The sequence below is a fragment of the Serratia sp. CY29653 genome (assembly GCF_052169255.1).
Taxonomy (GTDB): Bacteria; Pseudomonadota; Gammaproteobacteria; order Enterobacterales; family Enterobacteriaceae; genus Serratia; species Serratia sarumanii.
This window is the reverse complement of the sequence record NZ_JBJNLC010000001.1, coordinates 150,062-171,232: the sequence shown is the minus strand read 5'-3', so window position 1 is coordinate 171,232 and position 21,171 is coordinate 150,062. Positions and strand designations below refer to the sequence as shown.

Annotated in this window: 22 protein-coding genes; 4 read left to right on the top strand and 18 right to left on the bottom strand. The window is 61.7% G+C overall.

The genetic code is table 11. From position 1 onward, the window contains the following. Positions 1–4: 4 nt before the first annotated feature. The 15 genes from hisP to ACJ8HN_RS00785 form a co-directional block, all read right to left on the bottom strand. On the bottom strand, positions 5–778 hold the full coding sequence (gene hisP / locus ACJ8HN_RS00855) for a histidine ABC transporter ATP-binding protein HisP (RefSeq protein ID WP_004936098.1): 774 nt from the start codon (positions 776–778) through the stop codon (positions 5–7). A 21-nt stretch (positions 779–799) separates the two neighbouring features. Next, positions 800–1,504, bottom strand: a complete 705-nt coding sequence (locus ACJ8HN_RS00850; RefSeq protein ID WP_033635343.1) for an ABC transporter permease — start codon at positions 1,502–1,504, stop codon at positions 800–802. Next, positions 1,501–2,187: a histidine ABC transporter permease HisQ gene (locus tag ACJ8HN_RS00845; RefSeq protein ID WP_033635345.1), complete on the bottom strand. Its 687-nt coding sequence runs from the start codon at positions 2,185–2,187 to the stop codon at positions 1,501–1,503. The genes ACJ8HN_RS00850 and ACJ8HN_RS00845 overlap by 4 nt, the downstream gene beginning before the upstream one ends. Positions 2,188–2,269: 82 nt before the next feature. Further along, positions 2,270–3,052, bottom strand: a complete 783-nt coding sequence (hisJ, locus tag ACJ8HN_RS00840; protein WP_033635346.1) for a histidine ABC transporter substrate-binding protein HisJ — start codon at positions 3,050–3,052, stop codon at positions 2,270–2,272. A gap of 304 nt (positions 3,053–3,356) precedes the next feature. Continuing rightward, positions 3,357–3,929: a UbiX family flavin prenyltransferase gene (locus ACJ8HN_RS00835; protein WP_033635347.1), complete on the bottom strand. Its 573-nt coding sequence runs from the start codon at positions 3,927–3,929 to the stop codon at positions 3,357–3,359. A 131-nt stretch (positions 3,930–4,060) separates the two neighbouring features. Next, a complete protein-coding gene (gene purF, locus ACJ8HN_RS00830; protein ID WP_033653751.1) occupies positions 4,061–5,578 on the bottom strand; it encodes an amidophosphoribosyltransferase in 1,518 nt (505 codons plus the stop codon). A gap of 21 nt (positions 5,579–5,599) precedes the next feature. Next, a complete protein-coding gene (cvpA, locus tag ACJ8HN_RS00825) occupies positions 5,600–6,100 on the bottom strand; it encodes a colicin V production protein (RefSeq protein WP_004936119.1) in 501 nt (166 codons plus the stop codon). A gap of 234 nt (positions 6,101–6,334) precedes the next feature. After that, positions 6,335–7,066 carry a cell division protein DedD gene (dedD, locus tag ACJ8HN_RS00820; protein ID WP_161764477.1) on the bottom strand — a complete coding sequence of 244 codons (732 nt, stop codon included), beginning with the start codon at positions 7,064–7,066 and terminating at the stop codon, positions 6,335–6,337. Further along, on the bottom strand, positions 7,067–8,332 hold the full coding sequence (gene folC / locus ACJ8HN_RS00815; protein ID WP_043147763.1) for a bifunctional tetrahydrofolate synthase/dihydrofolate synthase: 1,266 nt from the start codon (positions 8,330–8,332) through the stop codon (positions 7,067–7,069). It lies immediately after the preceding gene. Positions 8,333–8,523: 191 nt separating this feature from the next. Beyond that, complete coding sequence (accD, locus tag ACJ8HN_RS00810; RefSeq protein WP_025303691.1) at positions 8,524–9,432, bottom strand: acetyl-CoA carboxylase, carboxyltransferase subunit beta; 909 nt, start codon at positions 9,430–9,432, stop codon at positions 8,524–8,526. Between the two features lie 232 nt (positions 9,433–9,664). Next, positions 9,665–10,327 (bottom strand): DedA family protein, encoded by a 663-nt coding sequence (locus ACJ8HN_RS00805; protein ID WP_019453745.1) that lies wholly within the window; start codon positions 10,325–10,327, stop codon positions 9,665–9,667. Positions 10,328–10,405: 78 nt separating this feature from the next. After that, positions 10,406–11,227, bottom strand: a complete 822-nt coding sequence (gene truA, locus ACJ8HN_RS00800; RefSeq protein WP_442522936.1) for a tRNA pseudouridine(38-40) synthase TruA — start codon at positions 11,225–11,227, stop codon at positions 10,406–10,408. Further along, positions 11,227–12,237, bottom strand: a complete 1,011-nt coding sequence (locus ACJ8HN_RS00795; RefSeq protein ID WP_033635352.1) for an aspartate-semialdehyde dehydrogenase — start codon at positions 12,235–12,237, stop codon at positions 11,227–11,229. The genes truA and ACJ8HN_RS00795 overlap by 1 nt, the downstream gene beginning before the upstream one ends. 110 nt (positions 12,238–12,347) lie before the next feature. Beyond that, positions 12,348–13,469 carry a 4-phosphoerythronate dehydrogenase PdxB gene (gene pdxB / locus ACJ8HN_RS00790; RefSeq protein ID WP_043147765.1) on the bottom strand — a complete coding sequence of 374 codons (1,122 nt, stop codon included), beginning with the start codon at positions 13,467–13,469 and terminating at the stop codon, positions 12,348–12,350. Positions 13,470–13,522: 53 nt separating this feature from the next. Then, positions 13,523–14,296 carry an AraC family transcriptional regulator gene (locus tag ACJ8HN_RS00785; protein ID WP_033635354.1) on the bottom strand — a complete coding sequence of 258 codons (774 nt, stop codon included), beginning with the start codon at positions 14,294–14,296 and terminating at the stop codon, positions 13,523–13,525. 117 nt (positions 14,297–14,413) lie between these two features. On the opposite strand from ACJ8HN_RS00785, the gene ACJ8HN_RS00780 reads away from it, so the two are divergent. Then, complete coding sequence (locus tag ACJ8HN_RS00780; RefSeq protein WP_033648062.1) at positions 14,414–15,334, top strand: DMT family transporter; 921 nt, start codon at positions 14,414–14,416, stop codon at positions 15,332–15,334. On the opposite strand, the gene ACJ8HN_RS00775 is transcribed toward ACJ8HN_RS00780, so the two are convergent. The 3 genes from ACJ8HN_RS00775 to ACJ8HN_RS00765 all read right to left on the bottom strand — a co-directional run bounded on the left by ACJ8HN_RS00775 (position 15,331) and on the right by ACJ8HN_RS00765 (position 17,907). Beyond that, positions 15,331–16,749 carry a sensor histidine kinase gene (locus ACJ8HN_RS00775; RefSeq protein ID WP_033635356.1) on the bottom strand — a complete coding sequence of 473 codons (1,419 nt, stop codon included), beginning with the start codon at positions 16,747–16,749 and terminating at the stop codon, positions 15,331–15,333. The two genes, ACJ8HN_RS00780 and ACJ8HN_RS00775, sit on opposite strands and share 4 nt — an antisense overlap. Next, positions 16,736–17,410 (bottom strand): transcriptional regulator TctD, encoded by a 675-nt coding sequence (gene tctD, locus ACJ8HN_RS00770; RefSeq protein ID WP_033648064.1) that lies wholly within the window; start codon positions 17,408–17,410, stop codon positions 16,736–16,738. The genes ACJ8HN_RS00775 and tctD overlap by 14 nt, the downstream gene beginning before the upstream one ends. A gap of 167 nt (positions 17,411–17,577) precedes the next feature. After that, a complete protein-coding gene (locus tag ACJ8HN_RS00765) occupies positions 17,578–17,907 on the bottom strand; it encodes a hypothetical protein (RefSeq protein ID WP_033648065.1) in 330 nt (109 codons plus the stop codon). Between the two features lie 276 nt (positions 17,908–18,183). On the opposite strand from ACJ8HN_RS00765, the gene ACJ8HN_RS00760 reads away from it, so the two are divergent. From ACJ8HN_RS00760 to ACJ8HN_RS00750, 3 genes are read left to right on the top strand one after another with little or no spacing between them, the layout of a single operon-like run. Further along, positions 18,184–19,164, top strand: a complete 981-nt coding sequence (locus ACJ8HN_RS00760) for a Bug family tripartite tricarboxylate transporter substrate binding protein (RefSeq protein ID WP_033635359.1) — start codon at positions 18,184–18,186, stop codon at positions 19,162–19,164. 15 nt (positions 19,165–19,179) lie between these two features. Next, positions 19,180–19,611: a tripartite tricarboxylate transporter TctB family protein gene (locus ACJ8HN_RS00755; RefSeq protein ID WP_033635360.1), complete on the top strand. Its 432-nt coding sequence runs from the start codon at positions 19,180–19,182 to the stop codon at positions 19,609–19,611. A gap of 11 nt (positions 19,612–19,622) precedes the next feature. Beyond that, positions 19,623–21,140: a tripartite tricarboxylate transporter permease gene (locus tag ACJ8HN_RS00750; RefSeq protein ID WP_033648067.1), complete on the top strand. Its 1,518-nt coding sequence runs from the start codon at positions 19,623–19,625 to the stop codon at positions 21,138–21,140. Positions 21,141–21,171 lie beyond the last annotated feature (31 nt).

Sequence of the window (21,171 nt, the reverse complement as noted above, 5' to 3'; positions counted from 1 at the left end):
GACGTTACTTCAACGCGCCGGACAGGAACTGCTGCAGGCGCGGGCTTTTGGGGTTGCCGAACAGCTCGGCCGGCGGCCCCTGTTCTTCAATCAACCCTTTATGCAGGAAGATCACGTGGTTGGAAACGTGGCGCGCAAACTCCATTTCGTGCGTCACCACCACCATGGTTTTCCCCTCCTCCGCCAGCTTCTGCATGATGCGCAGCACCTCGCCCACCAGCTCGGGATCCAGCGCCGACGTCGGTTCGTCGAACAGCAGCACTTCCGGCTCCATCGCCAACGCGCGGGCGATAGAAACGCGCTGCTGCTGGCCGCCCGACAGGTGCACCGGGTATTTGCCGCGCGCCCGCTCATCGATGCCCACCTTATCCAGATAACGCACCGCGCGCTCGTGCGCGTCGGCCTTGCTCAGCCCCAGCACCTGCACCGGCGCCTCCATCACGTTCTCCAGCACCGTCATGTGGCTCCACAGGTTGAAATGCTGGAACACCATGGTCAGGCGAGTGCGCAGCAGCTGCAGTTGCTTCTTGTCGAACACCTTCAGCTGGCCGTCTTTGTCGCGCACCATGCGGATGTCTTCGTTGTTCAGGCTGATCGAGCCCTCGCTCGGCTTCTCGAGGAAGTTGATGCAGCGCAGAAAGGTGCTTTTGCCGGAGCCGGAGGAGCCGATGATGCTGATCACATCCCCGGCGTTGGCCGCCAGCGAGACGCCCTTCAGCACTTCGTGGTCGCCATAGCGTTTGTGCAGTTCCGTGACGGCTAATTTATTCTCAGACATGGTTTTTCTTCCCGTCATTTATCAGTGACTAACGTGTGCCATCCAGCGTTTTTCAGCCTTGCGGAACAGGCTGATTAACACGTAGGAGATGATCAGGTACAGCACCGCCGCGATGCCGAAAGCGTAAAACGGCTGATAGGTCGCGGCGTTGATGTCGCGCGCAATCTTCAGCAGATCCGGCACGGTGGCGGTAAACGCCAGCGCGGTGGAGTGCAGCATCAGGATCACTTCGTTGCTGTAGGCCGGCAGCGCGGTGCGCAGCGCCGAAGGCAAAATGATGCAGCGATACATCTTGAAGCGCGAGAAACCGTAGGCGTTGGCGGCCTCGATTTCACCGTGCGGCACCGAGCGGATGGCCCCGGCGAAGATCTCGGTGGTATAGGCGCAGGTGTTGAGCGTCAGCGCCAGGATGGTGCAGTTGAGCCCGCTGCGGAAAAACGCATTGAGAAACTCGCTGCCGCGCACGATCTCGAGGCTGTACATGCCGGAGTAGAACACCAGCAGCTGCACGTACAGCGGCGTGCCGCGAAACACGTAGGTATAGAGCCACACCGGGAAACGCACCCAGCGGATGGAAGAGACGCGCGCCACCGCCATCGGGATCGCCAGCAGCCCGCCCATCACCACCGAAGCGATCAGCAGCCACAGCGTTACCGCCACGCCGGTGAAACGGTAGCCGTCGCTCCACAGCAGCGACTGCCAATACTGTTGCAAAATCTCGATCATAGCTCGGCCCTCTTGACGCCCAGTGAGTAACGCCGTTCAAGCCACAGCAGCACGCCGTTGGAAACGGTCGTGAAGATCAGGTACACCACGCCGGCCACGATGGCGAAGAAGAACGGCTGATAGGTGCCTTTCCCCGCCAGCTGCGTGGCTTTCACCACGTCGTTCAGGCCGAGGATCGACACCAGCGCCGTCGCCTTCAGGATCACCTGCCAGTTGTTGCCGATGCCCGGCAAGGCGAAACGCATCATCGCCGGGAACAGAATGCGCCGGAAGATCTGCGCGCCGCTGAAGCCGTAGGCCGTCGCCGCTTCGATCTGCCCTTTCGGCACCGCCAGATAAGCGCCGCGGAAGGTCTCGGTAAAATAAGCACCGTAGATAAAACCGAGGGTAATGATGCCGGCGCCGAGCGGATCGATATCGATCTGCGAGAAGCCCAGCAGCGTAGTGATATTGTTCAGCGCGATTTGCAGACCGTAAAAGATCAGCAGCATCAGCACCAGATCGGGCACGCCGCGGATCAGCGTGGTGTAAGCGCCGAACAGGCCGGAAATAAGGGGGTTGTGGGAGAGTTTGCCGCCGGCGCCGATCAACCCGATCACCACCGCCAACAATACGGAACTGAGGGCCAACTCCAGCGTCACCAGAGCCCCCTCGAAAATCAGTTGGGAATAGCCTTGCAGCATCTACTTCACCCTGTGGTCTAGGATCCGAACCATCGGGGCCGGCGCACCGGCCCCGCAGTCACAGCATGGAACGGTTAGCGGATTACCCGCCGTAGACGTCAAAGTCGAAGTACTTTTTCGCGTATTTATCGTAGGTGCCGTCTTTGCGCATTTCGGCGAAGGCTTTATCCAGCGCGGCTTTCAGCTCGGTATCGGCTTTGCGCAGCCCCATGCCGGTGCCGACGCCGAAGAATTTGTCATCCTTCACCGATTCGCCGGCGAACGCATAGTCTTTGCCCGGCGGCTGTTTCAGGAAGCCGTCGCTGCCCGCCACTTCATCCTGGAAGGCGGCGTCGATGCGCCCGGACGCCAGATCGGCGTAGACCAGATCCTGGTTCTGGTAAGGCACCACCGTGACGCCCTTCGGCTGCCACATGGCGTTGGCGTAGGCTTCCTGGGTAGTGCCCTGCAGCACGCCCACGCTCTTGCCTTTCAGGGCGTCCACGGTAGGCAACAGCTTGGAGCCCTTCGGCGCGATCAGACGCGCGTTGGCGGCATAAAGCTTGTCGGTAAAGGCGATTTCCTGCTGGCGTTTTTCAGTGATGGACAGCGAAGAGATGATGGCGTCGATTTTCTTCGCCTTGAGGGATGGGATCAGCGCGTCAAAGTCGCTCTCCACGAAGGTGCATTGGGTATTTATGCGTTTGCACAGCTCTTTGGCCAAATCGATATCGAAGCCGACCAGCTCGCCTTTGGCGTTTTTGGATTCAAACGGCGCATAAGTCGGATCGGTGCCGATCTTCAATGTCGATGGGATAGCGGCGAATGCGCTGTTTGCGGCCGCCAAAGCCAAGACTAAAGGAAGAACCTTAACCAGCTTTTTCATAAATTACCCTCAAATTGATTTTTTTGATGCCACTACGGGCATTACTTTTCCCCACCAAATCAATTTGCAGTAATCGTGCCACATTAGGTGCTACGGGCGGAGGGAACGGCTCCGGCCTTCACAATACTGTTTCCTGGGACGATAACCGCAAAATTAAATCGGCCGCTCGGGGCCGCGCCACTGGCAGCCGCGACAAGGCGGCGCCATGAAACAGTGAACGTGATGAAGTAGGATCATTATGGTGCATGCGCCGCCCTAATTCAGTGCGGTGTTGCACAAATGTACCAATTTGGGGATGAAAATGTTAACTAACGCCCTGCCAACGGGTGAACAGATCGGCCGGCAGTTCGATATCAAACTGATCGATCACCCGATTGACGGTCTGATCGATGATGTCTTCCACGCTTTTCGGCTGGTGGTAAAACGCCGGCACCGGCGGCATGATCACCGCCCCCATCTCCGCCGCCTGGGTCATCAACCGCAGGTGACCCAAATGCAGCGGCGTTTCCCGCACGCACAGCACCAAACGGCGGCGCTCTTTGAGCACCACGTCGGCGGCGCGAGTCAGCAGCCCGTCGCTGTAACTGTTGACGATGCCGGACAGCGTTTTGACTGAGCATGGCAGGATCGCCATGCCCAGGGTTTTGAAGGAGCCGGAGGAGATGCCGGCGGCGATGTCGCGCGCATCGTGCACCACGTCGGCCAGCGCCTGCACTTCCCGCAGGCTGTACGGCGTTTCCAGCGCCAGCGTCTGTCTTGCCGCGTTGCTCATCACCAGATGGGTTTCCACCTCTGCGACGTCGCGCAGAACCTGTAACAGGCGCACGCCGTAGATGGCGCCGCTGGCGCCGGAAATGCCGATGATGAGTCGTTTCATGGAAAATGGCCTCTGCCGTAAAAAGTAAGATCAGGCAGACTTTGCCGCAATGGCGAGGGATAAGCAAGTCACAGGAGCAAGGCGCACCGCCGCAGACGCGGCGATGCACCCTGATGGATCAACGCAGGCGGTTAGCCTTCGTTATGCAGTTCCAGATTTTCCGCTTCGGTTTGCACCCGCAGCGCCTTGGCGTCGTCGTTGCGCAGCGACTCCAGGTATTCCAGATAGCTTTGATCGACGTCTTTGGTCACGTAGATGCCGTTGAACACCGAGCATTCGAACTGGGTGATGTCCGGGTTCTCTTCGCGCACCGCTTCGATCAGATCGTCCAGATCCTGGAAGATCAGCCCATCGGCGCCGATAATCTGGCGGATTTCATCCACTTCTCGCCCGTGGGCGATCAGTTCGTTGGCGCTCGGCATGTCGATGCCGTAAACGTTCGGGAAACGCACTTCCGGCGCGGCGGAAGCCAGGTACACCCGCTTGGCGCCCGCTTCGCGAGCCATCTCGACGATCTGTTCCGACGTGGTGCCGCGCACGATGGAGTCATCCACCAGCAGCACGTTCTTGTCGCGGAACTCGGCGCGGTTGGCGTTCAGCTTGCGGCGCACCGACTGACGACGCGCCTGCTGGCCCGGCATGATGAAGGTGCGGCCGACGTAGCGGTTCTTCACAAAGCCCTGGCGGTAGGGCTTCTCGAGAATGCGCGCGATCTCCAGCGCGATGTCGCAGGAGGTTTCCGGAATCGGGATCACCACGTCGATATCCAGATCTTCCCACTCGCGGGCAATCTTCTCGCCCAGCTTCTGGCCCATGCGCACGCGGGCGCTGTAGACCGAGATCTTGTCCATAAAGGAGTCCGGGCGCGCGAAATAAACGTATTCGAACAGGCACGGGTTGGTTTTCGGATTCTCTGCGCACTGGCGGGTGAACAGCTGGCCCTTGGTGGTGATATACACCGCTTCGCCCGGCGCCACGTCGCGCAGGAACTCAAAGCCCAGGGTATCCAGCGCCACGCTTTCGGAAGCCACCATGTACTCGCTGCGGCCATCCTCCAGCGTGCGCTTGCCGATCACCAACGGGCGAATGCCGTTCGGATCGCGGAACGCCAGCAGACCGTGGCCGATGATCATCGCCACGCAGGCGTAAGCGCCGCGCAGTTGCTGATGCATGGCGGCGACCGCGGTAAAGATGTTGTCGGCCTCCAGCGGGTAGTGCGGGAAACGGTCCAGCTCGCTGGCCAGCACGTTCAGCAGGATTTCCGAGTCGGAGGTGGTGTTGACATGGCGGCGGCCGCTTTCGAACAGCTTTTGGCGCAGCTCATGGGCGTTGGTCAGGTTGCCATTGTGGGCCAGCGTAATGCCGAATGGCGAGTTGACGTAGAAAGGCTGGGCCTCAGAGGCGCTCGAGCTGCCGGCCGTCGGGTAACGCACATGGCCAATGCCCATGTTGCCCTGCAAGCGTTGCATATGGCGCGCCTCAAACACATCCTTCACCAGGCCGTTGGCTTTACGCAAACGGAACCCGTTGTGGGCGTCAATGGTGACGATGCCTGCGGCATCCTGGCCACGGTGCTGAAGCACCGTCAGCGCATCATAAATCGACTGGTTTACCGGCATGAAACCGGCGATACCGACAATACCGCACATGTTGTCTTTTCCTCATCAGCGCTACCGCCCCGGCAATTGGGTCGGCAAGAAACTCGACGTGCTCTGCAGGTAGTCAAAGAACCACCTGATGACGTAACTGAACTGGGGAATGAGCTGCGACTGTTTCCAGTCGGCACTCTGTGAAAAGCCGGTAAAGGTATCCAGGAAGAACAGGATCGCCGCGACGATCAATACTCCGCGCAGCGCGCCGAAGCAGATGCCCAGCACCCGATCGGTGCCCGACAACCCGGTTTTCTCTACCAGTGAGCTAATCACATAGTTAACAATAGCCCCTACGATCAAGGTCGCGATGAACAAAATCGCGATCGCGATGCCGTTTCGCACCAGTTCATCTTCAAAACGAGTGAAATAGACCGCAAGGTAAGAGTAGAAATGGCTGGCAACAAAAAACGCACATCCCCATGTCACAAGTGACAATGCTTCGCGAACAAACCCTCGGATCAGGCTCACCAGAGCCGAAAATCCAATTACCGCTATAATGACGTAATCAATCCAGACCATGAACTATTCCAATGATGAATCGCCCCTGCATCCAATTCGCGGCGAATTCTAACAGAAAAAGAAAACGTTTGCGTAGGGGATTTCCTACCACGTTACAAATAAAAAGCGGCGATCAAAAAATTCTCAATTGCCGCGCCTACATAGGTGATTTCGCCTGTAAAAGGCGCGGTTTTTCTCGCTTTCTCTCCACCACTCCTTCATTCAGGGGCGCATCGTGCTGCGCCCCTGCGGGGTTTAACGGCCGTACGGCTTCACCTGCCCGCTCAGCCCGCTGATCGAGTTCAGCGACGGCAGCGCCGCCTGCAGCTTCTGCCTGGAGGCGTCCGGGCCGACGTAGATGCGGGTGATCTGCCCCTGCACCGGCGTTGATGGCACGGTGAAGGCGCGATAGCCCGAGAGGCGCAGCGAGGCGACAATCTCGTTCGCCTTGGCGGCGTTCTTCAGCGCCCCGAGCTGCACGACGTAGGCTTGCCCGGCCGGCGCTTTTTCTTCCGCCGGTTTCGGCTGCGGCGCCGGCTCAGGTTTCGGCTCCGGCTTCGGCACCGGCTTCACTTCCACCGGCTTCGGTTGCGGTGCCGGTTTCGGTTTCACTTCCACCGGTTTGGTTTCCACCGGTTTCGGCTTGGGCTGCGGCACCGGCTGAGGACGCGTCTCGACCGGCGGCGGCGCCACCTGCGTCGGCTGCTGAGCGCTCTGCCGCACCGCCTGTTGCGCCGCCGCTTCATTGGCCGCCTGCTGCTCGACCAGCGCGCCCGCCCCTTCCGGCGGCTGCGCCGGCAGCGGTTGCGTCACCGGCGGCAGCACGTCGTTCTCCTCGACGTCGCCCGGTTTCGGCACCAACGGAATGGCCGCGAATTCATCCTCGTAATGCTTCTTTTTGCCGTCCAGCAGCCCTGGCAGGATGATCACCCCCAGCGCCACCAGAATCACGGTTCCGACCAGTCGGTTCTGAAATTTACTCGCCACTCACACTCCCCGCATCTCGTCTAACGCCGCCATCACCTGCGCCACGGTGTGGAACGATCCACAGACGATCACAATATCCTGTTTATCAGCATCCTGCATAGCCTGCCGCCAGGCAGTTTCGACATCATTAAAGCGGCGCGGTTCCTTCAGATGTTGCGCCAGCTGTTCGACGCTGGCGCCGCGCGGCCCGTCGAGCGGCGCGCAGTACCATTCATCCACCTGCTCGCTCAGGCAGGCCAGCGTGCCGGCGATATCCTTGTCCGACAGCATGCCCACCACCGCGCGCACCTTGCCGCCTTCGCGCGGCAGTTTGGCCAGACGCCCGGCCAGATAGCCGGCGGCGTGCGGGTTGTGCGCCACGTCGAGGATCAGCGTCGGCTCCCGCCGCACGATCTGGAAACGCCCCGGCAGCGTCGCCTGCTGCAGCCCGGTGAAGATCGCGCGTTCGTCGATTTCCAGCGGGGAGCAGTTCAGCGCCGCCAGCGCGGTAGCGGCGTTGGCCAGCGGCACGTTCGGCGTCGGCAGATCGGTCAGCAGCGTGTCGCCGCCCTGCCACTGCCAGCGATCGCCCTGCTCGCTGAAGCTCCAGGCTTCGCCGCGGCGATACAGCGGCGCGCCCAGCGTTTCGGCAACCTGACGAATGCTGTCCGGCATGTCGGGTTCGCCCACCACCGCCGGCTTGCCGCTGCGGAAAATGCCGGCCTTCTCGCGGCCGATGCTTTCGCGATCGTTGCCCAGCCAGTCGGTGTGATCGAGCGCGATGCTGGTAATCACCGCCACGCTCGGATCGACGATGTTGGTGGCGTCGAGACGCCCGCCCAGGCCCACTTCCAGGATCACCACGTCGAGCCGCGCCTGTTTGAACAGCTGCAGCGCCGACAGGGTGCCGAATTCGAAATAGGTCAGCGACGTTTCGCCGCGGCCGGCCTCAATGGCGGCGAACGAGCGGCTGTGCTCCGCTTCGCTCAGCTCTTCCCCCTGAATGCGCACGCGTTCGGTATAGCGCACCAGATGCGGCGAACTGTAGACGCCGACGCGCAGGCCGGCGGCCAGCAGAATGGCTTCGAGGGTGCGACAGGTGGTGCCTTTGCCGTTGGTGCCGGCAACGGTGAACACCGTGGGGGCGGGGGTCAGTAAATCCAGATGCGCCGCGACGCGCTGTACGCGCTCAAGGCCGAGTTCGATCGCCTGGCTGTGCAGACGTTCCAGATAATAAAGCCACGAGCTCAATGGCGACGTGGCTTGGGGAATTTGGTGGTTTTGCATGAGTCCCATCACTGAACTTGGGTTCATTAATCCATCAGGGCACCACCCTCACCGCGGTAAAGGCGATGCGCTTCGTGACTGCCGCCAGCCTGCAAACCGCAGCGAGATAGGCCACGGCCGGCAGGGAACGGGCATCAGCCGTCACTTAGCCACAAAGTGGCGGCTGAACCCGGGCGGGATCTGTCTTTGCCTCAGGCGTCGGCCTGCGGCTCCGGCTCAATGACCGGCGCGGCCTCATCGAAATGCGGCTGCGGCTGGTTGGTCAGCTTGGACAGAATGCTCGCCAACGTTTGGCGCATTTCCGGACGGCGAACGATCATGTCGATCGCGCCTTTTTCGATCAGGAACTCGCTGCGCTGGAAGCCCGGTGGCAGTTTCTCGCGCACGGTCTGCTCGATGACGCGCGGGCCGGCAAAGCCGATCAGCGCTTTCGGCTCGGCGATGTTGATGTCGCCCAGCATCGCCAGGCTGGCGGAAACGCCGCCCATGGTCGGGTCGGTCAGCACGGAGATGTAAGGCAAGCCGCGCTCCTGCATCTTGGCCAACGCCGCGCTGGTTTTCGCCATCTGCATCAGCGACATCAGCGCTTCCTGCATGCGCGCGCCGCCGCTGGCGGAGAAGCACACCAGCGGACAGTTGTCCTCCAGCGCCTGCTCAACCGCACGCACGAAACGCGCGCCGACCACGGAAGACATCGAGCCGCCGATGAAGGCGAACTCGAAGGACGCAGCGACGATCGGCATGCCGTACAGCGTGCCCTTCATCACCACCAGCGCGTCTTTCTCGCCGGTCGCTTTCTGTGCGGCAACCAGACGATCTTTATAGCGCTTGGAATCCTTGAATTTCAGAACGTCCTTCGGCTCCAGATCGCTGCCCAGCTCCACTTCGCTGCCTTCGTCCAGCAGGGTATGCAGACGCGCGCGCGCGCCCATACGCATGTGGTGGTCGCACTTCGGACACACTTCCAGATTACGCTCCAGCTCGGCGCGGTAGAGGACCTGGCCGCAGCTGTCGCATTTGGTCCAGACCCCTTCAGGAATGCTCGCCTTACGGGTTTGTGTGATATTGCTCTTGTTAAGAATTCGTTCAATCCAGCTCATCGATGACCTTTCTGTTTGAACCTGGCACACGCCAGTCCGCTGTTCATGCTTTAACAATCCCCCTGAAAACACCCCAATGAAAAAATGCCCGTTCGCGGCGCGGCAAGCGCGGCGACTGAGGCATCGGCTTCAGGGTTGTTCGCAGGAACAGACCATAATGTCGCTCATTAAACCATATCGGCCCGACGCTGTGGACAAAAAACTGGTCGAACCGACAGGTTAAGCGATGTTTTTACTGTTTTTGCTGGCGGGCGGCCGCGCGCTTGTGGCGCCAAATTTCAATCACGCCCGGCAGAATCGAAACGATGATGATCCCGACGATCAACAGTTTCAGGTTCTCCTGCACCACCGGCAGATCGCCGAACAGGTAGCCAGCATAAGTGAAGAGCAGCACCCAAACCAGTGCGCCAATCACGTTGTAGGCGGCGAAGTGGCGATAGGACATATGCCCCATACCGGCGACGAACGGCGCAAAAGTACGCACGATCGGCACAAATCGCGCCAGAATAATCGTTTTTCCACCGTGCTTCTCATAGAACTGGTGCGTCTTGTCCAGGTAGCTGCGGCGGAAAATTTTCGAATTCGGGTTGCTGAACAGCTTCTCGCCGAACAACCGCCCGATAGTGTAGTTCACCGCATCGCCGAGGATCGCCGCCACCACCATCAACGCCACCATGGTGTGCACGTTCAGATCGTTGGTCGGCAACGCCGCCAGCGCGCCGGCGACAAACAGCAAAGAATCCCCCGGCAGGAACGGCGTCACCACCAGACCGGTTTCGCAAAACAGGATCAGGAACAGAATAGCGTAGACCCACATGCCGTATTGTGCGACCAGTTCGGCCAGGTGCACATCAATATGCAGAATGAAATCAATAATAAACTTGATGATGTCCATAAATTCTCTCATTGATACCGGGTGTTTCAATCACCCGGCAGAAGCACAAGGGAGCGACGCGTTCAGGCGTGCCGGCGTTTAATCGTCGGGCAAAAACAGCGGCCCCATCGGCGGCCGCGGTAGACCAAAGTGGTCAGGATAATCCACGGCAACCAGATACAGCCCCTCGGCTCGCGCCGTCGCCGCCGCCAGATTGCGATCCTTCAGCGCCAGCAGCTCGGCCATCCAGTTCTCATCCTGATTGCCGCAGCCGATCTCCATCAGGCTGCCGACGATGTTGCGAACCATGTGATGCACAAAGGCATTCGCCTTGATATCTACCACAATATATTCGCCGTAGCGCGTAACCTTAACGTGTTTTACGCAGCGCCACGGGGTGCGCGACTGGCACTGCACCGCGCGAAACGAAGTGAAGTCGTTCTCGCCCAGCAGCGCCTGTGCCGCCCGATGCATGCGATCGGCGTCCAGCGGGTGATAAAAATGCGTCACTCCCTGTTGCAGCACCGCCGGCCGGTAGCGATGGTTGAAAATAATATAGCGGTAGCGGCGCGCGGTGGCGCTGAAGCGCGCATGGAAATCGTCGGCGACGGGGCTCACCCAGCGCACCGCGATGTCCGGCGGCAGATGGGTGTTCACCCCCATCGTCCAGGCGGCGTCCTTGCGGCGCGCGGTGGTGTCGAAATGCACCACCTGCCCGGTGGCGTGGACGCCGGCGTCGGTGCGCCCGGCGCACAGCACGGTAATCGGCGCATCCGCCACCTTGCTCAACGCCTGCTCCAGGCGTTGCTGCACGCTGGCCACTTCTTGCTGCCGCTGCCAGCCGTAGTACCGGCTGCCGTCATATTCGATGCCCAGCGCGATCTTCAGCGTCGGCTGAGCGGGCGAGACCACCTCAGACATCAGTACATCTGCTCCTGCACCAGACGCTCGGCGGTTTCGACAGCCATCAACGCGCCGCCGAAGCGCACATTGTCCGCCACCGTCCAGAACTGCAGCAGTTCGGGGATGCCGTAATCGTTACGCAGACAACCGATGCTGAGCGCATCGCTGCCGGAGGCGTCGGTGACCTGAGTCGGGTAATCGTCCTCTTCGCTCAGCTGAATGTCCTCGACCTCTTCCAGCTCGCTGCGCGCCTCTTCGGCGGACAGCGGGCGCAGCGCTTCCAGGTGCACCACCTGCGCGTGGCCGTAAAACACCGGCGACTGAACACAGCTCACCGAAATCGGCAGCCCTTCATCCTGCAGCACCTTGCGCACCTGATCGACGATCAGGCGTTCTTCGCGCACGCTGCCCTGCTCGTCGGCAATCAGCGGCAACAGGTTGAACGCCAGCTGCTTGCCGAAAACGCCTTCCTCCGCCGGGATGCCGTTCAGCAGGCGTGCGCTCTGGCCGGCCAAGTCGTCCACCGCCGCCTTGCCGCGCGACGATACCGACATCAGCGTGGTGACGTGCAAACGCGACAGCCCCGCCTGTTCGGTCAGCGGCTTGATCGCCGTCAGCAGCTGGCTGACCATGCTGTCGGCCACCGCCACAATATTGCGGTTGCGGTAATCCGCCAGCACCTGCGGGTTAACGCCCGGCACCACCAGCGGCACATCCGGCTCCATGGCGAACAGGCCGCTGGTGTCGATCACCAGGCAGCCCATGTTGCCGGCTTCTTCGGCATAGCGCGCGGAAGCGTCGCTGCCGGCGACGAAGAAGGCCAGCTGCGCCTGCGACCAGTCGAACTCTTCGGCGTTTTGCACCAAAAGAGACTTGCCGTTAAAGCGCACATTGGCGCCCGCGCTGCGTTCGCTTGCCAGAGGATAGAGCTCACCCACCGGGAACTGGCGATCCTGCAACAATTCCAGCAACGCTTCACCTACCGCGCCAGTGGCGCCGAGCAGCGCGATATTCCAGCCGTCAGACATCGGGTTTTCTCCAGAGTATTTCATTCATAAAAGCAGACGGGCAGTGCAGCCACCGCCCGATAATCTTTGCCGCTCACTGTAGCGGCGTTGGCTTAAGACAACCTTACGCGCTATGCCACGCTGAAGCCCAGCTTGCCGAGCAGCTCGGCGCTGGCGCTGTCATCGCATTGCACGGCCAGCGAAGACCACTCGCGGCGCTCCTGGTAGTGCTTGCGCAGGCGATCGAATTCGCCCGGTTGCCCGGCGACTTTGCGCAGCGGCGCATCATCGCGGCGCACATCATACACCAAGTGCATCAATCGTTTTAACCGCGCTTCATCCAGCGGCCCGTTGAGGCGGATCTGGCTGAACTCCGGCACCGGCAGCAGCGAGGCCAACGCCACCTGCTGCGGCTGCCCCAAATGGCGGCTGAACGCCTCGAACACCTGGGTGGTGCCGCGCGCCTTGCCTTCCAGCGTATACCCGGCGATGTGCGCAGTGCCGATATCCACCCGCGCCAGCAGCGGCAAGGAGAGATCCGGCTCCGGTTCCCACACGTCCAGCACCGTGCTCAGCTTTTTGCCTTTTTCCAGCGCCTGCAGCAGCGCGGCGTTGTCCACCACCGGCCCGCGGCAGGCGTTGATCAGAATGCGGTTGTCAGGCAGCGCCGCCAACAGCTCGGCGTCCGCCAGATGCAGCGAATGGTATGGGCCGGATTTATTCAGCGGCGTATGGAAGGTCAGCACGTCGGCCTCGGCCACCAGCTTCTCCAACGGCCAGAATTCCCCGGCGTCGCCGCGATCGGCGCGCGGCGGATCGCACAGCAGCGTGCGCACGCCCAGCGCCTTGAGGCGCGCGTCCAGGCGCGAACCGACGTTGCCCACGCCGACGATGCCGACGGTTTTATCCCGCAGGTGGAAGCCGTCGCGCTCGGCCAGCAGCATCAAGGCTGAGAACACATACTCAACCACCGCGATGGCGTTGCAGCCCGGCGCGGCGGAAAAGCCGATGCCCTGCCGTTGCAGCCAGGCGTCATCGACGTGATCGGTGCCGGCGGTGGCGGTGCCGACAAAGCCGATGCGGCTGCCGGCCAACAAGGCTTCATTGACCTTGGTGACCGAACGCACCATCAGCGCATCGGCATCCGCCAGCGCCTCGCGCGGGATCGGGCGGCCCGGCACCGCCTGCACGTCGCCCAGGCGGCTGAACAGCTCGGCCGCGTACGGCATATTTTCATCAACCAGAATTTTCACTGCGTTCTCCGACGGTTTACGGCTATTTGTCTGCGAAATAGTGTGCCACTGAATCATGCACGGCGAAAGCGCTCAGGGGTGGTGCCGGCGATCTGCTGGAACATGACGATAAAGGCCGACGCGGAGCTGTAGCCGACGTCCAGCGCCACGTCCTGCACCGTCTTGCCCTGCTCGAGCAGCGACACGGCGTGCAGGAAACGCAGACGCTGGCGCCATTCGCTGAACGACATGCCCAGATCCTGCTGGCAGCGGCGCGACAGCGTACGCTCGGTGGTGTAGACCCGAGCCGCCCACGCCGCCAGCGAGGTGTTGTCCGCCGGGCAATGTTCCAACGCTTCCAGCACCGGCGCCAAAAACTTGTCGTCCGACGACGGCAGATAGGTTTGCTGGCGCGGCGACAGACGCAGCTGGTCGATCAGCACCTGGCACAGGCGCAAATCCTCCTCCGCCTGCGGAATGTACTGTTTGCGCGCATAGAAATCCTCGGCGATGGCGCGGAAGATTGGCGTCACGCTCACCAGGCAGGGATCGGCGGGCATGCCGGCGCACAGTGCCGGCGTGATGTCCACCATGCGGCACTGCGCCAGCCGTTGGTTGTAACAGGAGTGTTCGATGCCCGCCGGCGCCCACAGCACGAACTCCGGCGGCGCCAGAAAGCGCTGCCCGCCGATGCGCAGCACCATCACCCCGGCTTTAACCCACATCAACTGGCCCCAGGTGTGGCTGTGCGGCTGGAATTCGGTGCGCGCATTGAACTCCTCGCAGCGGAACTGCACCGGGTTGGGAGCCGGGATCAGCGACTCGGGGAAATGGCGGATTTCTGGCATGGTTTCGTCCCGTGATTTGTCTTGTTTACGCCAATTTTTGTCTGGATATCGCTATATATGATAAACCGGACACGCGTAGACTAGCCAGCATGTTGGACGTTATTGAGAATAATTATCATGAATATGCTCTTCCCGCTGTTGGCCGTGCTGATTTGGTCGATTAACGCCGTCGTCAGCAAACTCTCCGCCACCGCCATCGATCCGGCGGCCATTTCGCTCTACCGTTGGCTGCTGGCGCTGATTGCCCTGACGCCGTTCGTGCTGCCGGGCGTGCTGCGCAACTGGGCGCAGGTGCGCGCCAACTGGTGGAAGCTGATGATCCTCGGCCTGCTGGGCATGGTGCTGTATCAAAGCCTGGCCTATTACGCGGCGCACAGCGTCAGCGCGCTGTTTATGGGCATCATCGTGTCGCTGATCCCGCTGCTGACCATCCTGATCAGTATCGTGCTGCTGCGCATTGCGCCGACCGTCGGCGTACTGCTCGGCAGCATACTCTCCTTCGGTGGTTTGATCTGGCTGGTCAGCGGCGGCCAGCCCGGCGTGCTGCTGCAGCACGGTATCGGCAAGGGGGAATTGATGATGCTGCTCGCCACCGCCTCTTACGCGCTGTATGGCGTGTTGACCAAACGCTGGGCCATCGCGCTGCCGAACTGGCAATCGCTGTACGTGCAGATCCTGTTCGGCGTGCTGCTGCTGCTGCCTAATTTCCTGATGGCGCAGGATGTCGGCTTGAACGGCCATAACCTGCCGCTGGTGCTGTTCGCCGGCATTCCGGCTTCGATCATCGCCCCGTTCCTGTGGATCCAGGGCGTGATGCGCCTGGGCGCCAACACCGCCTCGATCTTCATGAACCTGGCGCCGGTGTTTACCGCCGCTATCGCCGTGCTGTTCCTGCATGAGCAGCTGCACGGTTACCACCTGATCGGCGGCGGCATCACCCTGCTGGGCGTTATCCTGTCGCAGCGGCTGCGCACGCCGCTGACGCGTAAAGCCAAAGCCCCGGCGGCCAACGTCGAGTCCTGCAAAGAACAGGCTTAAGGCAGCAGCCTGAAGCGCACCCGCACCAACAGGCCGCCCAGCGCGGCGGAGCTCAGCAACTCCGGGCGGGTGCCGTGATAGGCGGTGATGTCCTTCACCAGCGCCAGCCCCAGGCCGGCGCCCGGCTGATCGCCCACGTTGTCCAGCCGGTGAAACGGCTGCAGCGCCAGCGCCTTATCCTGCAAGGCGATGCCGGGGCCGCTGTCTTCAATCTCCAGCACGCCTTCCCCCGCCGCCTTATCCTGAGTGAGGCGGGCGGTCACTATCCCCTGACGCGGCGTGTATTTCAGCGCATTGTCCAGCAGATTGGCGCACAGTTCGGCCAACAGCAGCGGCTCCCCCGCCACCTGACACGCCGCCTCGCCTTCGAAACCCAGATCGATCTGTTTGCTGCGCGCCTGCGGCAAGCGGGAAAAGCAGGCGTCGCGCAGCACCTGCGCCAGATTGACCGGCTGCAGCTGGCGCTCGGCCTGGTGCTCGCTGGCCTTCAGGCGTGAGAGGTGCAGCAGGCGATCGGTCAGCGCCACGGTATTATCCAGCGTCGCGCTCATCGCCTGCAGGCTTTCACGCCACTGCTGCGGCCGATCGCTGGCCAGCGCCACCCCGACCTGAGTCTTCAACACCGCCAGCGGCGTGCGCAGCTGGTGGGAGGCGTCGGCGCTGAAACGTTCCTGACGCGCCACCATCAGCCGCAGCCGTTCGATGTAACGATTGAACGCCACCAGCAGCGGCTGCATCTCCGACCACGGCAACACCCGCGGCAAGGGCGTCAGCTCACCCGGATCGCGCCGCAGCATGATGCCGGAGAGTTTACGCATCGGTTTCAACACCCGCTTGAGCAGCGCGAACGCCAGGATCAGGGTCAACACCACCACCGTGCCCTGGCTCAACAGCGCCGCGATCATCATCTGCCGCGCCAGGTAACGGCGCGACTCCAGGGTTTCCGCCACCAAAATGGTCGCCATGCCGCTCACCCCCGACTCGTTGACCGGTTGAAACAGCGCCGCCACGCGGATCGGCCGGCCGAGGTATTCCGCATCGTAAAAATGCACCAGCGCCGGGTAGAGCGTGGAACGCGGGATATGGGGCGGCAAAGGCGGCAAATCGTCATAGCCCGAAATGCTTTTCCCCTGCGGCGAAATCACCTCGTAATACAGCTGATCGTTCATGTTGCGCTCGAAGCTGTCGAGCACCACATAGGGCACATCGACCGCCAGCTTGCCTTCGCGCACCACCAGCCGCTCCGCCACGGTGCGCGCCGACGCCAGCAGCGTGCGATCGTAAGCCAGGGTGGCGGCGCTCATGGCGCTGAAATAGTGGGTGTAGATAGAGATGCCGCCCAACGCCAGCAACGGCAGGCCAAAAAACAGCAGCAGTTGATAGAACAGCGAACGCGGCGCGTTAAACCACCGCATTGCACAGCTCCAGGCTGTAGCCCAGGCCGCGCAGCGTGACGATCGCCACGTCGCTGCCCTGCAGCTTTTTCCGCAGGCGGTGTACGTAAAGCTCGATGCTCTCCGGGTTGGCTTCGTCGGACAGCGTGAACACCTGTTCGAACAGCTGTTGCTTGGCCACCGGACGGCCGCGCCTGTGCATCAGCGCGGTCAGCACCGCCAGTTCGCGCGGCGTCAGCGCCAGCGGCTTGCCCTCCAGCAGAAAATAGCCTTCGTCGTGATAGGTCAACGCGCCGTATTGCAACGCCGGCTGCGGGGCGCCGACGCTGCGGCGCAGCAGCGCCCGGATGCGTGCTTCCAGCTCGTCCAGTTCGAACGGCTTGGTGAGGTAATCGTCCGCCCCCAGATTCAGGCCTTTCACCCGGTCGGCCACGTCGGTGCGTGCCGTCAGCAGCAGCACCGGCAGATCCTGCCCGCGCTTGCGCAGGCGCGCCAGCAAATCCAGGCCGTTCATACGCGGCAGCGCCACATCCAGCACCGCGAGCGCATAGCGTTCGTTGAGCAGCAGGTGATCCGCCGCCACGCCGTCCGGGGCGACGTCAACGGCAAAGCCGGCGCCGGTCAGCGCCTTTTGCAACCAGTGAGACAGCTCGGGGTGATCTTCAACCAATAACAGTCGCATGTTCCCATTCCATTGATTTACCTGAACAACCTGGCGCCGACACGGCACCTGTTAACAGGCCGATAACAGAGAATGGCATGGAAAATAAGGGGATAAAAGAGCGCCGCGCCGCCAGTTTTGGGAGCTGGCACACAATTATGCGTATGGGGCGCGATCGCAGGGCGGTGTCAGATCAGCGGAATGGGGCTATCGGCAACGGCAATGTCCAGCACCGGGCGCAGTTTGTCGGCGGTAAACGGTGAAGAAACCAGCACGGAGCGGTTGTTGACGGCAAACACCAGATCGATGCCGGTCACGCAGGCGGTCATCTGGCAAGCATATTTTTCACCGTCGGCGTTGACAAAATGCAGCTCAAAAACGCCAACGTCGGCACGCAGTCGCTTTAAACGGCACTGCCCGGCTTTTCCCGTCATTTCAGCGTAAACCTCAGGCAACCGTTTAATCGCACCTACTTTGGCGCTGTCCCTGCCACCAAACAATTTCCCTAACGAAAACATATCACTGCGTCTCTATTCATTTCACCGATCGTGATTTTATCGCGAAAGCAGAACGGCAAACCTGATATTACGCAGGATTTTGCCCGGTTTTGCGCCCTGTTCTTGCCCGCTTTTCTATGGTAGCGCATCCGTTATTCGCCGGCGACAAGAGACCCTAATCACAGACTGGAAACTTTTCCGGCCACTGAAAGGTAAATGAAAGGTTGTTGTTTTAACAATCCTGCAACCGCACCCGGCGGGATTTCACAATCAGAACAATACCGAGGGCAAGTCACAATGAAAAAAATAATGACCCGTACCTTTACCGCCGCCGCCCTGCTGCTGGCAGCCAATCAGGCCTTTGCCGTGGAAGCGCCCAAACGCACCGAATGCATCGCGCCGGCCAAGCCCGGCGGCGGCTTCGATCTGACCTGCAAGCTGATTCAGGTGTCGCTGCAGGACACCAAGGCCATCGATAAACCGATGCGCGTCACCTATATGCCCGGCGGCGTCGGCGCGGTGGCCTACAACGCCATCGTCGCGCAGCGCCCGGCGGAGTTCGGCACCGTGGTGGCCTTCTCCGGCGGTTCGCTGCTCAATCTGGCCCAGGGCAAGTTCGGCCGCTACAACGTGGACGACGTGAAATGGCTGGCGGCGGTCGGTACCGACTACGGCATGATCGCGGTGCGCGCCGACTCGCCTTACAAAACCCTGAAAGACCTGATGGACGCCTTCCAAAAAGATCCCAACAGCGTGGTATTCGGCGCCGGCGCCTCCATCGGCAGCCAGGACTGGATGAAAACCGCGCTGCTGGCGCGCGAAGTCGGCGTGGATCCGCGCAAGATGCGCTACGTGGCGTTCGAAGGCGGCGGCGAGCCGGTCACCGCGCTGCTCGGCAACCATATCCAGGCGGTCTCCGGTGATCTGAGCGAGATGGTGCCTTACCTGCAGGGCGACAAGATCCGCGTCCTGGCGGTGTATGCTGAGCAACGTTTGCCGGGCCAACTGGCCGACATTCCGACCGCCAAAGAACAGGGATACAGCCTGGTGTGGCCGATTATTCGCGGCTTCTACGTCGGGCCGAAAGTCAGCGATGAAGAGTATCAGTGGTGGATCGACACCTTCCAGAAAATGATGGCGACCGACGAATTCAAGCAGCAGCGCGATCTGCGCGGCCTGTTCGAATTCAACATGACCGGCAAAGAGCTGGACGCCTACGTGAAGAATCAGGTTGCCCAATACCGTGAGCAAGCGAAAGTGTTCGGCCTGGCCAAATAACCGCAGGGGAAAACCATGAGCGATCGTATTTTTGCCGGCTTTTGGCTGCTGCTGTGTATCGGCGGGCTGTTCATCGGCTGGGGCATCCAAAGCGAATACAGCTATGAACCGCTGGGGCCGCGCCCGTTCCCGCTGGCGATCCTCAGCCTGATGGCGCTGTGCTCAGCCCTGCTGTTGCTGCGCCGCCCGCAGGCGGTGGAGTGGCCGCACAACAAGGTGCTGCAGCGGCTGCTGGTGCTGGTGATCACCCTGGTGCTGTATGCCTGGGGCTTTGAATGGCTGGGCTTCCCGCTGGCGACCGCGCTGCTGACGTTCAGCATCGGCCTGCTGTTTCAGGCCAGCCTGCCGGCGGCGGCGATCTCCGGCGTCGTCATGGGCGCAGTGCTGTATTACGCCTTTGACCGCCTTCTTGATGTCACACTGCCGCTCGGCGCCTGGCTGAGCTAACGGGAGCGATGATGGATACCTGGATGTATTTGACCCAAGGGTTCGAAGTGGCGCTGGTGCCGCAGAACCTGATTATCGCCCTGATCGGCTGCTTCGTCGGCACCATCGTCGGCCTGCTGCCGGGCCTCGGGCCGATCAACGGCGTGGCGATCCTGCTGCCGCTGGCGTTTGCCCTCAAGCTGCCGGCCGAATCGGCGCTGATCCTGCTGGCGACGGTGTATATCGGCTGCGAATACGGCGGGCGCATCTCGTCGATTCTGCTCAACGTGCCGGGCGACGCGGCGGCGATCATGACCGCGCTGGACGGCTACCCGATGGCGCAGCAGGGGCGCGCCGGCGTGGCGCTGTCCATCTCGGCGGTCAGCTCGTTCGTTGGCTCGATGATCGCCATCGGCGGCATCATCCTGTTCGCGCCGCTGCTGGCCCGCTGGTCGCTGGCCTTCGGCCCTGCGGAGTATTTCGCCCTGATGGTGTTCGCCATCGCCTGCCTCGGCAGCATGATGAGCCAGAACCCGCTGAAATCGCTGCTGGCGGCGCTGATCGGCCTGGGGCTGGCGACGGTGGGCGTCGACGCCAATACCGGCGTTTACCGCTTTACCTTCGACAGCGTGCACCTCTCCGACGGCGTGCAGTTTATCGTGGTGGTGATCGGCCTGTTCTCGGTCAGCGAAATCCTGCTGATGCTGGAAAGCACCAGCGCCGGACAAAAGCTGGTGCGTAAAACCGGCCGGTTGCTGTTCAACCGCAAAGAGGCGGCGCAGTGCGCAGGCCCTACCCTGCGCTCGTCGGTGATCGGCTTCTTCGTCGGCATTCTGCCGGGCGCCGGCGCCACTATCGCCAGCGCGCTGACCTACATGACCGAGAAGAAAATCAGCGGCAACAGCGACACCTTCGGCAAGGGCGACATCCGCGGCGTAGCGGCGCCGGAAGCGGCCAACAACGCCTCTGCCTGCGGTTCGTTCATTCCGATGCTGACGCTGGGGGTGCCGGGTTCCGGCACCACGGCGGTGATGATGGGCGCGCTGACGCTGTACAACATCACCCCCGGCCCGGCGATGTTCACCGAACAGCCGGATATCGTCTGGGGGCTGATCGCGGCGCTGCTGATCGCCAACGTCATTTTGCTGATCATGAACCTGCCGCTGGTCGGCCTGTTCACCCGCATGCTGACCATCCCGCTGTGGTTCCTGGTGCCGGCGATCGCCGCGGTTTCGGCGGTGGGGGTTTATGCGGTGCACAGCACCACCTTCGACCTGCTGCTGATGGTCGGGTTGGGCGTGTTCGGCTACATCCTGCGGAAAATGCACTTCCCGATGTCGCCGCTGATTCTGGGCTTCGTGCTGGGTGAGATGCTGGAGCAGAATCTGCGTCGCGCGCTGTCGATCAGCAACGGCGAGTTCGGCATCCTGTGGAGCAGCAGCATCGCGCAAACGCTGCTGGTGCTGGCGGTCGCGGTACTGGCGCTGCCGCCGCTGCTGCGCCTGATGCGCAAACGCCGCCAATCGGCGATCGAGGCCAAGGCCGAGTAACGTGAAACGGGCGGGGAATCCCCGCCCGTTG